Below are 13711 nucleotides of genomic sequence, written 5' to 3' on the forward strand. Positions count from 1 at the left end.
GTGGCGGTTGAGGGCCATGAACCAAGGGGGGACCGCCATGCCGCTCGTCGCCATCGCCCTCGCTGCCCTGGCCATCGGATTCGAACAGCTTGTCCAATGGAAATACGGGCCGATGGGCATCATCGCCTTCGTCGCCCTCACCGTGGGCATCAAGGCACGGAACGCCACGCTCAGCGGCATCGGCGCGGTCATCCTCGTGATGCTGCTCGCCCAGTCCGGCTGACAGCACCGCACCGACCACTGACCGGGCCCCCATCCGGAGGGGAGCCGGGAGCCCGGCAGAGGGCACTACCAGCACCACCAGCACCACCAGCACCACCAGCACCACCAGCACCATGTGTTCCACCCGCACAACAACCACAACCGAACAGCTCGCTACGGATGAGTGCTCACCCGTCGTCGGCGGAAGGAGGAAGCAGCAGGGGCGCGCACAGGGACACAGCGCTCAGAAGATGTCCGGGCACCACGGTCGCCTGGACGTACGCAGCAGGGCGTCGGCCTGACGGGCGGCGCCCGCTCGTTCTTCCCGCACCCGGCCCAGCGCCGCCAGCCGCACCGCCGACTCGTCCCCCAGCCACAGCACCGCCAGCTCGGCGACGTCCAGCGTCAGATCGGCGCTCCTGGTGGTCGGCACACAGGACCCGGCCCCGTCCGCCGACGCCTGAAGCCGGTACCGTCCCCCGGCGAACCCGCCGGCGTCGGCCACCTCCAGCACCAGCGACCCCGCCGCCTGGTACGTCCGCGCCTCCAGGGCCCGCACGACGTCCAGGATCCGCACCCAGAGCCAGTCCGCCTGGGTGGTCACGGCGGCCGCACGCGGGTCCGGCAGGAAGTGCGGGAGCAGATCGTCGGGGGCCCGCCAGCCGCTCTTCACCTTCACCACCCAGTCGATCGAGCACAGGTAGTGCCAGAGCGCGCGTTCGGCCGCCGGACTCACCGCGGTCAGCCACTTCACCCGCACGGTGTTCAACGGCTGTTTGGCATCGCCCCAGTTGTCGTCCGCCGTGTAGGCCACCATGCCCTCGACCTCGCCGCCGGCCGAGCGGTACACCGCGTAGAACGGCTCGTGGAAGCTCGGGTGGAAGCGCACGGCCCCGGTGGTGACCTTCCACCACAGCTCGTCACGGTCCACGGCACCCGGCAGCTCCCGGCACAGCCGCTCGTGCAGCCCGGGACCCAGCGTGCGGACGTCCTCCCCGTCCACCAGATCGATCCGCCCGCCCTCCTCCGGCCCGGACCAGCGCGGGTCGAGACCGGCGCGCGGCACGTCGACCGTCCACTCGGCCGCCGAGGTGGCCGGGCCGAAGCCGTAGCGCCCGTAGATCGGGTACTCGGCGGCGATCAGCGTGGCGACGACGTCCCCGCGCTCCCTGGCGGCGGCCAGGTCCCGCGCCATCATCCGGGTGAGCAGGCCGCGCCGCCGGTGGGTGGGGGCGACGGTGACGTTGGTGACGGCGTCGGCGGGGACGGCCGCCCCGCCGACCACCGTGAGTCGCTGCGCGAAGGAACGGAACGTCGCCACACACCGCCCGCCGTCGAAGGCCCCCACCGTCCGGCCGGGCGTGAACTGCGCCCGGCGCGCTTCGACGATCTCGTCGGGCAGCGTGGGTTCACGCAGGAACCCGATGTTCAACGCCCGGGTCCAGTCGGCGAAGCCGGAGTCGGTGACGGGGCGTACGTCGATGGCATCACGGGAGGTCATGGGCTCACGGTAGGTCGGCCGCGCGGCCGGTGTCGACGAGGTTTCCCCGTCCCCACCGGGGGCGCGGCCGGGCCCCCGGAAACGCCCCCGCCCCCCGTACGTCCCCCGCCGGCACTCACACGAGCAGGTCGTCGACCCGCGCCTCCCCTTCCCGGTAGCGGCGCGTGATCTCCGCACCGCACGCGTCGGCCGTACGCTGCAGCCGCTGCCGCCGCCGGGACACCTGCTGCTCGTACCGCACGAGCCGCCCCATCGCGGAGTGCAGCTCCCCGTCCGTGCGGGCGCCCAGGTCGGACAGCTCCACCTCGGCGAGCATCTCGGCCGCCAGCCGCCGGTACTTCTCGCTCTGCGGCGTCCCCAGCGTGACGTGACGGGCGGAGGAGCGGTGCCGGACCGGCCCGTCCCGCAGAATCTCCGACAGCCGATCCACGACGGCCGCGTCCCCCGTCGTGACCACCGCGGGCACGCCCTTCGGCGCCCGCCGTGCCAGCTCCGCCCGCAGGATGTCGATCCGCCCCTGGAGCAGCCTCCGCACATAGCTGAGATCGGCCTCGTCCCGCTGTGCGTCGCGGCGCACCGCGCGCAGCTCCGGCAGGCCGATCGCGGTCATATCCGCCCCCCGCCCCTCCTCGGGCAGCACCGGACTGTCGGTGCGCTGTGTGGGCGGCCGGCAGAACTCCCGCTCTCCGGCCCCCGATCGGTCCAACGGAACAACCGCGGGCGGCTGTCCGACTCCCGGTGTGCTCATGTGCTTCTACCGTCCCCTCGACCGGCGTGTGCCAGCATCGTGCCACCCCACGCGGCCGCTATGTGAGCGAGTGTCCCCGATCCGCCCCAGATGGGCGCTAAGGAGTAAAAATAGCCCGACCGGGGACCTGCGCGGGCCGGAGTCGGCCGGTTGTTCGCCGACCGGCATCATGGACGTATGCGAGCAGTGGTGCAGAGGGTCGACGGCGCATGCGTCGTGGTGGACGGCGAGACGGTGGGCGCGATCGAGGGCGAGGGACTGTGCGTCCTCGTCGGCGTCACCCACGAGGACACCAAGGAGAAGGCGGCGCAGCTCGCCCGCAAGCTCTGGTCGGTGCGGATGCTCCAGGACGAGAGGTCGTGCAGCGACGTCGGCGCCCCGCTCCTGGTCGTCAGCCAGTTCACCCTGTACGGCGACGCCCGCAAGGGCCGCCGCCCCACCTGGAACGCCGCCGCCCCCGGCGACCTCGCCGAGCCGCTGGTCGACGAGGTGGTCGCCCAGCTGCGCGCGCTGGGCGCGACGGTGGCGACGGGCCGCTTCGGCGCGCGGATGCGGGTGTCCCTGACCAACGACGGCCCGTTCACCGTCCTGCTGGAGATCTGAGCGCGCGGTTCTGCGGCAGAATGCCCTGGTGACATCGGAACACAGGGACGACTACCAGGAGCTGGTGGACGAGATCTNGCGGGGCCGCCCCCGGGGCGGGCCCGCGCGCACCTGCGGGCCCGCCCGCACGAGCCCGCGCACGCCTACGGGTCAGGGCTCGACGACGGTCTCCTGCGCGGCCGCCGTGTCCCCCGCGATCAGCCGCGCGTCCACCGGCACGTTCCGCTTCACCAGGGCCAGCGCCACCGGTCCGAGTTCGTGATGCCGTACGGACGTCGTGACGAACCCGATCTTCCGTCCGTCCGGGCCGTCGTCCGCCAGCCGGATCTCGGTGCCCGGCACCGGCAGGTGCACCTCGCTGCCGTCCAGGTGGAGGAAGACCAGCCGGCGCGGCGGCTTGCCGAGGTTCTGCACCCGGGCGACCGTCTCCTGCCCCCGGTAACAGCCCTTCTGCAGATGCACGGCGCCGCCGATCCACCCCAGTTCGTGCGGGATGGTGCGGTGATCGGTCTCGAAGCCGAGCCGGGGCCGCTGCTGCTCGACCCGCAGCGCCTCGTGCGCGAGCAGCCCGGCGGGCGGTCCGGCCTTCTCCGCGAACGACTCCAGTTCTCCCCGGGGCAGGAACAGCTCCCGTCCGTACGGCGTCTCGCGGACGGCGACGCCCTCCGGCACCTCCGTGATGGACCCGGCCGGCAGATGCACCACCGCGACGTCGGCGGTCCGGTCGGCGACCTCCACCCGGTAGAAGAACTTCATCGACTCCAGGTACCCGATCAGCGCGTTCTGGGTGCCGGGCTCGACATGCGCCCAGACCGTCTCGCCGTCGTCGACCAGATAGAGCGCGTGCTCGATGTGGCCGTGGGTGGAGAGGATCAGGGCCTCGGTGGCCTGGCCCGGCGGCAGATCACTGACGTGCTGGGTGAGCAGCAGATGCAGCCAGCCGAGCCGCTCCGGCCCGGTGACGGTGACGACCCCGCGGTGGGACAGGTCGACGAAACCGGTGCCGTCGGCGAGGGCGCGCTGTTCGCGGAAAAGGTCGCCGTAGTGGGCGGCCACGCCTTCGTCCACGCCCTCGGCGGGGACGGCGCCGGGCAGGGTCAGCAGGGGGCTCTTCATACGCCAAGCCTACGACTCGGCGGACGCGGCCTTCCCGGCGCAGTCCTCGCACCGGCCGAAGATCGCGAAGTGCTTCATGTCGGTGTCGAAACCGAACTGCTCACGCAGCTTGGCGGTGAAGCCGGCGGCGACCTCCACGTCCGCCTCGATGACGTCGGTGCAGTCCCGGCAGACCAGGTGCAGATGGTGGTGCCGGTCCGCGAGGTGGTAGGTCGGGGCGCCGTGCCCGAGGTGGGCGTGGCTGACCAGGCCCAGCTCCTCCAGCAGCTCCAGGGTGCGGTACACGGTGGAGATGTTGACCCCCGACGCCGTCTTGCGCACTTCCACGAGAATGGCGTCGGGAGTCGCGTGCTCCAGGGTGTCGACGGCTTCGAGCACGAGTTGCCGCTGCGGCGTCAGCCGGTAGCCGCGCTGCCTGAGGTCGCTCTTCCAGTCGGTGCTCACCACACCACGAGTCTAGGACCTACTTGAAGAAGGCGATCCCGTCGTCCGGCATGTCGTCGGGCAGGGCCTTGGCCCAGCGCTCGACCTCCTCGGGGGTGACGACCTTCTTCAGGTGCGCCGACATGTAGGGCCGCAGCTCGACCTCGGGCGTCTGCTTCTCACCGACCCACATCAGGTCGCTCTTCACATAGCCGTACAGCCGCTTGCCGCCGCTGTAGGGCCCCGACGCGGCGGTGCGCGCCACCGCGTCCGTGACCAGGTCGATCTGCGGCTTCCGGTCGGCCAGCTCGCCGTACCAGATCTCGATGACACCGTCGTCGCGGGTCATCGTCACCTCGACCTTGCGGCCGGCGTCGATCCGCCAGAAGCCGTGCTCGGACTCCAGCGGGCGGACCTTGTTGCCGTCATCGTCCAGCACCCACGTGTGGGAGCTGTACTCCAGGAAGTCCCGGCCGTCGTGGGCGAAGGTGACCTCCTGGCCGAAGTTGCACTTCTCGGCGCCGGGAAAGTCGTGCACACCCGCACCCGCCCAGTCGCCGAGCAGGAACGCGAGCGGGACAAGGTCCTTGTGCAGGTCGGACGGGATCTCGATCATGAGCGGAACTTCCTGGCGTCGGTGATCAGCGCTGGCCCTGGTACAGCTTCTTCACGGTCAGCCCGGCGAAGGCGAGAACGCCGACGGCGACGAGGACCAGCAGGATTTCGAAGAAGAGGATCACGGGGCGCTCCTTGAGCGGGGGTGCGAGGGTGTGCACAGGGCCGGGCCCCAGCTTACGCGGCGGGGGCCGGCCCCTGTCGTGCGAGGTCCGCCTCGCCGTGCCTCAGCCCAGCAACTGGCTCTGCAGCATCACCGTCTGGTGGAAGGGCACCGTGTGCGCGGTCCCCTTCCGGGACTGCAGCACGACGGCGAGCACGTCACCGGCGGCGAGGTACGCCTGCCGGTCGTGCTCGGCGCCGTAGGGCCTGGCCTCGTCGTAGACGGTGCGCTGGACGCCGGCGACTTCCGCCGTCTGCGGGAAGGTCTCGTCGCTGATGGCGCTCTCCGTGCCGGTCACGCGATACGCGGGTGCGGTGTACGGATAGAGCACACCGTGGAATCTGCCGTCCGCCACGGTCGCGGTGTCGAACCTCAGCAGGTAGATGCGGGTGCGGGTGCCGTCCTCGGTGGTCCAGCCGCGTGCCGAGATGTACCGGAGACCACCGTCGACGAGCTGCTGGCGGAAGGCGTCCCGGTCCGCCTTCCCCGCGATTTCCTCCAGGAAGACGTCCGTGGCCAGCCACCCGTCCGCACCACGCAGCGCCTTGTTCTCCTTCGCCCCCGCCGGAGCGGGCAGCAGGAGGGCGCGCAGGTCGGCGTGGTGGGAGCCGGCCGGGTTCGACTCGGCCTGCGGCCCGGGACTGCCGGAGGGAAGCGGCGGCTTCACCAGCCGCGGATAGTCCCACCGTCCGTCGGACTCGGTTGCCAGACCGGGTACGTCCGTACGCTCCATACGGGTGATCCCGTACGCCGTACCCGCGCCGGCCGCGACGAAGACGACGACGGCGGCGGTCCAGCGCAGGGCGGCGCGCAGCACCCGGCGGTCCTTGCGCACCGGCGGCTGTGTCCCGGCCGGCACGACCGGTCCCGAGGGAATCACCGGTGGCTCGGCGGGCGGGGCCGGGACAAAGGACTGCTGCTGCTCGGTCATACGGCCTTCCCCGGTTCGTCGATACGGTCGAGTTGCTCACGGACCAGGCCGGCGACGCTCTTGGTGTCGATGGGCGCCACGGCATCCGCTGTGACGGTGACCAGGACGTTGCCGACGTGGGCGGAGCAGAACATGGTGTCGATGGCCAGGTCCGCGCCCTTGGGCGGCAGGAAGCAGGCGGCGTTCTTGTGCCCCTTGATCTTCGGTCCCTTGCGCAGGATGTCCAGGGACTCGAGGAATTCGGTCTGGAACCGTGCGAGATCCCGTACGGCGGACCGGTTGTCCATCTGCGCGAGAACGATGCTCGCCGTGTAGGCGTCGTCCTGATAGATGCTGACCGACCCGCTGGTGTAGCTGCGCATCGCCATCCCGGTGATACGACGCCTGTCGACTTCCTTCTCCAGCCGTTTGCGCTGCGAGCGCGGCAGACCCCGCAGGGACTCCTTCTGCAGTGCGGTCGCCCGGGCACCACTGAGCTGGGCGTCCGAGCCGAACTCGCCGATGTCCGGCCCTCGTAGCCTGCCATCGTCGCCGTACGGGAGGAGCAGCCCCGCGAGGCCCTGCGGCGCCGGTACCTCCTCTCCGGCAGCGGTCCTGGGGAACTTCCACGACGGAACCCCGGGGTCCCGGTCGGCGCTCCTCACGGTCACGGCGGTGTAGCCCATACCGGCGACGACAGCACCGGCCAGCAGCACACATCCCACCACCGCGGCGACACGCGTGCCACGTCGCACGCGTCCGCGGCCCACCTCGTGCGACCGACCGGACTCGTCGGGTCTCTCACTCACAGTTGCTCCAACTGCCGCTTGGCCAGATTCACGATCGTCTTCCGGCTGACGGGCTCCAGCCCGGTCACCCACACGTCCACCGCGATGTCCCCACGCCAAGCATGCGCCCGGGCTCCGTACACAGGCACCTGCCCGGGCCCGGACTCCGGCTCGGTCATGACGTACGCCCGGCCGTTGCCGCTCCCAGGTATCTCCCAGTTCTTGTTCGCCACCGCCTCCGCCCAGCGCTGGGCGTCGTCGCTGGCATCGGCGGCCGCCGGGTAGTCCTCCTGGCGGAACTGGGCGAGGCGGATCTCCACGGTGTACGAGTTGTCGACCTCCCAGGCGGTCTCGACCGCCCGCCGGAACTCGTCCTGAAGGAGGTCTCCGAACGCCTCGTCGGGGTACGTGTAGTACTCGGCCAGGCCGGCAAGGTCCAGCCATCGGCCTGCTTCCCCCAGCCACTCCGCGTCCTTCGCGCCGCGCGGTTTCTTCAGGAGCAGCTTGCGCAGGTCGCCGTCTGTCCTCACACGCCGGTCCTGGGAGGCCGACAGGGGCTCGGGTCCCTCGCCCTTCGCCTGCGTGAGTACCGGCTGGGACAACGGTGGCAGCTTGGTCGGCTCACGGTCGGCCTGTACGAGATAGCCGGTGCAGGTACCGGCGACCAGCCCCAGCACCAGGGCGGCACCGATCAGCGCGGCGGTCCGCCCCCTTCGCCGGGGTCCACGGACCGCGTCCGGCGGCGCGAGGGCCGCGGCCCCGGCGGCCGGGACGGCCGGGGCCTCCGGCGCCGGGGCGGGCCGGGCTTCCGGCGCCGGGACGGTGTCCGGCTCGACGGCCGGCTCCGGTCTCGGCACATCCGCCGGTTCCGACACGTCCGCCGGTCCCGGCACATCGGCCGATCCCGGCGCATCCGGGGCTTCGGCTGTTTCTTCGGGTTGTTCCAAGACGTCCCCCCACAAAGGTGAAGCGCGCATTCCGAGTCCGCGCGCAGAGGAGACCCGTGGCCGGCGACCGAAGTTGCGGCGATCATGATTACGATTCGGTATGGCCAAGAAGCTTGTGATCAAGGTGACCGCGGGAACCGACGCTCCCGAACGCTGCTCGCAGGCGTTCACGGTGGCGGCGGTGGCCGCGGCGAGCGGTGTCGAGGTCTCCCTGTGGCTCACCGGGGAGTCCGCGTGGTTCGCGCTGCCGGACCGCGCCGCCGAGTTCGAGCTGCCGCACGCCGCCCCGCTGCCCGACCTGCTGGACTCGGTCCTGGCGGGCGGCCGGGTGACCCTGTGCACCCAGTGCGCGGCCCGCCGCGACATCACGGAGAAGGACGTCCTGGAGGGGGTACGCATCGCCGGGGCCCAGGTCTTCGTACAGGAGGCCATGACGGACGGCACCCAGGCGCTGGTCTACTGAGAACACCGGGCGGACTACCGGGGGCGTTTCCTGCCGTCCAGTTCGTCCCACCACTCGTCGGACTCCGGGTCGCCGGAGGGGTCGTCCCACCAGCGGTCGTCGGGGCCGCGCCGGTTGGCGACCACCGCGGCGAGCGGCGGGATGACCATGGCGACCAGGCACATCGCCACGGCGGCCGGCACCGACCAGAGCCGCACCACCCCCCACGCCAGGACGAACAGCCCGACGCAGGTGCCCATCATGACGAGGTACGTATGCCGCCTGCGCGCGTACATACGTCCAGCGTAGGTCCGGACATGCCGACGGGCCGCGTCCCGGGTGTCCGACCCGTGGGACGCGGCCCGTCGGCCGTCGCCGTGCCTCAGACCGCGATCGCGACCTCGGCCAGACCGCCCTGCTGGGCGACGACCGTGCGGTCGGCGGTGCCGCCGGGCACCAGGGCCCGGACCGTCCAGGTGCCCTCCGCCGCGTAGAAGCGGAACTGTCCGGTGGCGGACGTGGGGACCTCCGCCGTGAACTCGCCGGTCGAGTCCAGCAGACGGACGTAGCCCGTCACGGGCTCGCCGTCGCGGGTCACCGAACCCTGGATGGTGGTCTCACCGGGCTTGATCGTCGAGGCGTCCGGGCCGCCGGCCTTCGCACCGCACATGTCGTACTCCTGAGGGGTTCTGGAAAGGTCGGTGGGGAAGGGTTACTTGGCCGGGCCGAGCTCGATCGGCACGCCCACGAGCGAGCCGTACTCGGTCCAGGAGCCGTCGTAGTTCTTGACGTTCTGCACACCGAGCAGCTCGTGCAGCACGAACCAGGTCAGCGCGGAGCGCTCACCGATACGGCACAGGGCGATGGTGTCCTTGCCCAGGTCGACCTGCTCGTCCTCGTAGAGCGCCTTGAGCTCGTCGTCGGACTTGAAGGTGCCGTCGTCGTTGGCGTTCTTGGACCACGGGATGTTGCGGGAGCTCGGCACGTGGCCGGGGCGCTGCGACTGCTCCTGGGGCAGGTGGGCCGGGGCGAGCAGCTTGCCGGAGAACTCGTCGGGGGAACGCACGTCGACGATGTTCTGCGAACCGATCGCGGCCACGACGTCGTCGCGGAAGGCGCGGATGGACGCGTCCTGCGGCTTGGCCCGGTAGTCGGTCTTCGGACGCTCCGGCACCTCGTCGCCGGGGACCAGCTCGCGGGCGTCCAGCTCCCACTTCTTGCGGCCGCCGTCGAGCAGCTTGACGCTCTCGTGGCCGTACAGCTTGAAGTACCAGTAGGCGTACGACGCGAACCAGTTGTTGTTGCCGCCGTAGAGGACGACCGTGTGGTCGTTGCCGATGCCCTTGTCCGACAGGAGCTTCTCGAAGCCCGCCTGGTCGACGAAGTCACGGCGGACCGGGTCCTGGAGGTCCTTCGTCCAGTCGATCCGGATGGCGTTCTTGATGTGGTTCTTCTCGTAGGCGGACGTGTCCTCGTCCACCTCCACGATGGCGATGGTCGGGTCGTCCAGGTGCTCCTGGAGCCAGTCTGCGTCGACCAGGACGTCGCTGCGGCTCATGCTTTTCTCCTCCGGGGCAGGTGCGGCGGGGCGTGCGAGCGAGAGGTGCGCGGCCTGCGCGGGCCGGCGCACGGATGCCCTCAGCGGGGCGGGGTGGGGTGCGGACGTCGACGCGTCCGCTCAGAAAGGGCGACAGAGCATGGCGGCGACGCGACACAGGTCCACTGCCCGCCGCTTCGTGAGATCCGCCCGTCCCCTCGACTGGGGGACGCTTGTCTGCCGCTGCATGGGGTCGATCGTAAGGAGGACAGGGCAGGTGTGTCACCGGCGTGTCGCATCCTGAGACGAGATCGTCCGCCATTCGGGACAGAGGTCCCGGAAAGGCACGCCGCGTCCGCCCGGGACTCCCGGCCGCCCCTCGTCAGCCCGCCCTCTCATCTGCACTACGGACGCGCCCGTCTCGCCTGACGGACACGACCTCCGCCAAACCGTGCCTTACCCGACCAGACGGACGTCGGAACCCTTCACCGTGATGTCCACGCCGTTCCCGCCGGCCTCGACCTTGTCCAGGCGGATCCCGCCGGGCAGTCCGTCGATCGTCTGCTCGAAGTCCGTGATCCGCCGCACCCGCGACTCGGCCGGCGCGACCCCTCCGAACTCGGGCAGCGCGTCGGCCTTGACCCGTACGGTGTTGCCGTCCACGACCGTCACCGAGCTGAGCACGAAGACCGGTTCGGGCAGCTTGGTGCCCAGCACGGTGGCCTCGACGGCGACCTTGATCTTCCCGTTGCCGCCGTCGGAGAGACCGACGACCTCGGCGGTGACACCGGGGGCCACCTCGGTGGTCTCGGACTTGGCCGTCTTCAGCAACTCGTCGTAGGCGACGGTCGCCGTGCCGGTGGCGCTGTCGGCGACGGCGGAGCCGAAGTCGCTGGAGAACTCGACGCCGGTCATGTCGGCGCGCAGATCGCCGATGCGGATCTTCTCGGCGCCGTCACCGGTGGCGGCCTCGTAGCCCTCGATACCGACCTCGACCTCGTCGAGGGTGCCGCCGATCACCTGGGTCAGGAAGGGGAAGCCCTTGATGGACACATCGGGGGTGGTGGCGAGGTTCTCGTTCACCTTCAGCCGGTCCGCCGCCTCGCCTTCGGCGAGATTGACCGCGACACGGTCCACGATCACGAAGATCCCGCCCACGATCACGAGGACGATGAGCAGTATTCGCAGTGCGCGCATGCGATGTTTTCCCCCACCTGGGCTGTTACGACGGCATTCCCCGACGACCGGGTGGCCGTCCTGCGCGAGAGTAACGCGCGGCCGGGCGGCCTCCCGCGAATTGTCGATCACCTGTGACAGGCAGGCGGCGGAGGGAGCGGACCAGCCGGCCGCGTACCGCGGAAGGAGGCGGGGCGGGGGTGGCCGCCCGCAGCGGCGGGCGCGGACCCGGAACCCGCAGGCGCCGGACGCCCACGCCCCGCCCACCCGCGGACATCGACCGTCAACCGGCCACGCGGCCCAGCACGTACACCGCGGGGCCCGCTGTCGCCAGCGGCAGCGCGACGCCCGCCGTGAAGTGGACGAACCGCGAGGGATAGTCGTAGCTCGCGACCCGGTGGCCGATCAGCGCGCAGACGGCCGCGCCCGCGCCGAGACCCGCCCCCGGGGCTTCCATCCCCCCGACCGCGAACCCGGCCCCCGCCGCGGCCGCCACCGCGATCACCACGGACACCGCGGTCGGCAAAGGCAGCGCCCGCACCGCCACCGCCGCCGCCACGGCGACCGCGCCCACGGTCACCGCGTCCGCGTCCGCCGCCAGGTATCCGCCCGCCGCGATCGCCAGCGCCGCCGCGACGACCGTCGCCATCAGCCCGTACATCCGCTCGTCGGGATCCGCGTGCGACCTCAGCTGCATCACCAGTGCCAGCAGGACCCATACGCCGAGCGTCCCGAGGATCGCCGCAGGCGACCGGTCCGACGCCAGCAGCGCCGCGTCCGCGACCAGCGCACCCAGGAAGCCCAGCGCGATCCCCTGCCGGGCCGGCCACATCCCGTTCAGCCGGAACCAGCCCGCCGCCGTGACCGCCTGCAGCAGCACCAGCGGCACCAGCAGCGCGTACGTACCCAGCGCCGCTCCGCCCGCGAGCAGCAGTCCCAGCACCGCGGTGAGTACGGCCGGCTGCATTCCGGGCTCGATGACCGGCGAACGGCCCTCCGCCCGCGCCCGCTGCGCGTCGGTGACCCGCGCGTTGCCACCCAGGGTGGCCGGCCCGTAGTCCCGCCGCTGCGAGGGCTCCCCGCCGGCCACGGGTGCGGGTGCCGTGACCGGCGCGGACGCTGGTGCGGGTACGGGTACGGGTACAGGTGCCGGTTCCGGCACCGGCGGCTGCATCTGCGTCTCCCAGGTCTGCCCCTGCCACTGCTGGGTGTGCTGCTGATCGGCGTACGGATCGCCGTAGGCCTGCTGCTGCCCGGGCCACGCCTGCGGCGGCTGCTGACAGGGCTGCTGCGGGTGCTGCTGATAGGGCTGCGGCTGCTCCTGCTGATAGGGGTGCGGCTGCTGATAGGGCTGCGGCTGCTGATACGGCTCATACGGCTGGTGCGGCTCGTGGGACCCGTACGGCTGGTTCGTCATCGACACCCTCCTGCGAACGGCGGAAGCACCTCGACCGTGCCGCCGTCGGCCAGCCGTACCGCGTCGTGCGCGCGCTTGCCCACGGGATCACCGTCGACAAGGAACGAGCACCGCAGCAGTACACGCGTCAGTTCGCCGGAGTGCCGCGCACGGGCGGCGTCGAGCGCGCCGGCCAGCGTCTGCGCCTCGTACGCCTCCTCGGCCACCCCGGCCGCGGCCTTGGCGGCGGCCCAGTACCGCACCGTGACCTTTGCCATCTGCTCGTTCCTCGATCGGAAATCGGTTGACGGTGAACACCGTCAGGCTAGCCCGCCCGGGCGACCACCCAGTCCCCGATCCGCCCGAGCAGCGGCTCCGGCGCCGCGTTCTCCGCGTGACCCATGCCGGCCTCGACCCACAGTTCCCCGTGCTCCCCGGCGGCGGCCGCCAGCATCCGCGGGTGGTCGAGCGGGAAGTAGCCGTCCCGGTCCCCGTGCACGATCAGCAGCGGTGTGGGAGCGATCCGCGGCACCGCCTCGACCGGCGACAGCGGTACGGGGTCCCACCGCCGGTGATGGATCCGCGTACGCAGCCCGTACCTCCCGACCAGCCGGCCGGAGGGCCGGGTCACGAGCCAGTGCAGCCGCCGCATGGGGGCGGTGCCCCGGTAGAACCACCGCGCGGGCGCGCTCACCGACACCACGGCGTCCACTCCCGCCTCCCGGCCGGTCGCGGCATGCCGCAGCACCACGGAGCCCCCCATGGAGAACCCGACGGTGGCCACCCGCGCGTACCCCAGCGCACGGGCCCACCCCACCGCCGCCGCGAGGTCGAGGACCTCCCGGTCCCCCACGGTCGACCGCCCGCCCGACGCCCCGTGCCCCCGGAAGGAGAACGTCACGACACCCCCGTACCGCGCGAGGGCCCGTGCCACCCGTCGCACATGCGGCCGGTCCGCCTCCCCGGTGAATCCGTGCGCGACGACGAACACGAGATCGCACGCGGAAGCGGAAGACGAAGCGGAAGAGGAATCGGGCCCCGGTTCGTGTACGGCATCGATCGCCACACCGTCCTCGGTGCGCAGGAAGAGCCGCGACGGCGTACGGCCGCGCGTCACCTCACGCGTCGCGGGACACGGACCCGTG

Annotated in this window: 19 protein-coding genes; 3 read left to right on the plus strand and 16 right to left on the minus strand. The window is 71.5% G+C overall.

The genetic code is table 11. The features are described 5' to 3' along the window. Positions 1-37: 37 nt before the first annotated feature. On the plus strand, positions 38-223 hold the full coding sequence (locus HTV45_RS27005; protein WP_215208553.1) for a hypothetical protein: 186 nt from the start codon (positions 38-40) through the stop codon (positions 221-223). A gap of 222 nt (positions 224-445) precedes the next feature. Here HTV45_RS27005 and HTV45_RS27010 read toward each other — a convergent pair whose 3' ends face one another. Both HTV45_RS27010 and HTV45_RS27015 read right to left on the minus strand, forming a co-directional pair. Continuing rightward, positions 446-1702, minus strand: coding sequence for a GNAT family N-acetyltransferase (locus tag HTV45_RS27010; protein ID WP_215208495.1), 1257 nt, complete (start codon positions 1700-1702; stop codon positions 446-448). Between the two features lie 115 nt (positions 1703-1817). Continuing rightward, positions 1818-2450: an aerial mycelium formation protein gene (locus HTV45_RS27015; RefSeq protein WP_215208496.1), complete on the minus strand. Its 633-nt coding sequence runs from the start codon at positions 2448-2450 to the stop codon at positions 1818-1820. A 177-nt stretch (positions 2451-2627) separates the two neighbouring features. Between HTV45_RS27015 and dtd the strand changes: the two genes are divergently transcribed. Continuing rightward, positions 2628-3053: a D-aminoacyl-tRNA deacylase gene (gene dtd / locus HTV45_RS27020; RefSeq protein ID WP_215208497.1), complete on the plus strand. Its 426-nt coding sequence runs from the start codon at positions 2628-2630 to the stop codon at positions 3051-3053. A gap of 150 nt (positions 3054-3203) precedes the next feature. Here dtd and HTV45_RS27025 read toward each other — a convergent pair whose 3' ends face one another. From HTV45_RS27025 to HTV45_RS27050, 6 genes are all read right to left on the minus strand, one after another. Beyond that, positions 3204-4169, minus strand: a complete 966-nt coding sequence (locus HTV45_RS27025; RefSeq protein ID WP_215208498.1) for a folate-binding protein YgfZ — start codon at positions 4167-4169, stop codon at positions 3204-3206. A gap of 9 nt (positions 4170-4178) precedes the next feature. Beyond that, positions 4179-4616: a Fur family transcriptional regulator gene (locus HTV45_RS27030; protein ID WP_215208499.1), complete on the minus strand. Its 438-nt coding sequence runs from the start codon at positions 4614-4616 to the stop codon at positions 4179-4181. A 16-nt stretch (positions 4617-4632) separates the two neighbouring features. Continuing rightward, complete coding sequence (locus tag HTV45_RS27035) at positions 4633-5208, minus strand: FABP family protein (RefSeq protein ID WP_215208500.1); 576 nt, start codon at positions 5206-5208, stop codon at positions 4633-4635. A gap of 226 nt (positions 5209-5434) precedes the next feature. Continuing rightward, entirely contained in the window at positions 5435-6301 is an 867-nt protein-coding gene (locus HTV45_RS27040) for a hypothetical protein (protein WP_215208501.1), read from the minus strand. Next, on the minus strand, positions 6298-7035 hold the full coding sequence (locus tag HTV45_RS27045) for a hypothetical protein (protein WP_308309760.1): 738 nt from the start codon (positions 7033-7035) through the stop codon (positions 6298-6300). Before HTV45_RS27045 ends, HTV45_RS27040 begins: the two co-directional genes overlap by 4 nt. A gap of 50 nt (positions 7036-7085) precedes the next feature. Beyond that, positions 7086-7943: a hypothetical protein gene (locus HTV45_RS27050; protein WP_308309761.1), complete on the minus strand. Its 858-nt coding sequence runs from the start codon at positions 7941-7943 to the stop codon at positions 7086-7088. A gap of 172 nt (positions 7944-8115) precedes the next feature. On the opposite strand from HTV45_RS27050, the gene HTV45_RS27055 reads away from it, so the two are divergent. Beyond that, complete coding sequence (locus tag HTV45_RS27055) at positions 8116-8478, plus strand: DsrE family protein (protein ID WP_215208502.1); 363 nt, start codon at positions 8116-8118, stop codon at positions 8476-8478. A 14-nt stretch (positions 8479-8492) separates the two neighbouring features. Here HTV45_RS27055 and HTV45_RS27060 read toward each other — a convergent pair whose 3' ends face one another. The 8 genes from HTV45_RS27060 to HTV45_RS27090 all read right to left on the minus strand — a co-directional run bounded on the left by HTV45_RS27060 (position 8493) and on the right by HTV45_RS27090 (position 13683). Further along, positions 8493-8753 (minus strand): DUF3099 domain-containing protein, encoded by a 261-nt coding sequence (locus HTV45_RS27060; RefSeq protein ID WP_215208503.1) that lies wholly within the window; start codon positions 8751-8753, stop codon positions 8493-8495. Positions 8754-8839: 86 nt separating this feature from the next. Further along, the gene (locus tag HTV45_RS27065; protein ID WP_040908647.1) at positions 8840-9127 is read right to left on the minus strand and encodes a DUF1416 domain-containing protein; all 288 of its coding nucleotides are present in this window, start codon (positions 9125-9127) and stop codon (positions 8840-8842) included. Between the two features lie 42 nt (positions 9128-9169). Beyond that, positions 9170-10015, minus strand: coding sequence for a sulfurtransferase (locus HTV45_RS27070; RefSeq protein ID WP_215208504.1), 846 nt, complete (start codon positions 10013-10015; stop codon positions 9170-9172). A 120-nt stretch (positions 10016-10135) separates the two neighbouring features. Next, entirely contained in the window at positions 10136-10243 is a 108-nt protein-coding gene (locus tag HTV45_RS35235; RefSeq protein ID WP_368860945.1) for a putative leader peptide, read from the minus strand. A 207-nt stretch (positions 10244-10450) separates the two neighbouring features. Continuing rightward, on the minus strand, positions 10451-11191 hold the full coding sequence (locus HTV45_RS27075; RefSeq protein ID WP_215208505.1) for a DUF2993 domain-containing protein: 741 nt from the start codon (positions 11189-11191) through the stop codon (positions 10451-10453). 262 nt (positions 11192-11453) lie between these two features. After that, positions 11454-12587: a hypothetical protein gene (locus HTV45_RS27080; RefSeq protein WP_215208506.1), complete on the minus strand. Its 1134-nt coding sequence runs from the start codon at positions 12585-12587 to the stop codon at positions 11454-11456. Then, the gene (locus HTV45_RS27085) at positions 12584-12844 is read right to left on the minus strand and encodes a MoaD/ThiS family protein (RefSeq protein WP_215208507.1); all 261 of its coding nucleotides are present in this window, start codon (positions 12842-12844) and stop codon (positions 12584-12586) included. The genes HTV45_RS27080 and HTV45_RS27085 overlap by 4 nt, the downstream gene beginning before the upstream one ends. Positions 12845-12891: 47 nt before the next feature. Next, positions 12892-13683 (minus strand): alpha/beta fold hydrolase, encoded by a 792-nt coding sequence (locus HTV45_RS27090; protein WP_308309762.1) that lies wholly within the window; start codon positions 13681-13683, stop codon positions 12892-12894. Between the last annotated feature and the right edge of the window lie 28 nt (positions 13684-13711).

Origin of the sequence: Streptomyces sp. CHD11, assembly GCF_018638295.1 — a bacterium.
Classification (GTDB): Bacteria; Actinomycetota; Actinomycetes; order Streptomycetales; family Streptomycetaceae; genus Streptomyces.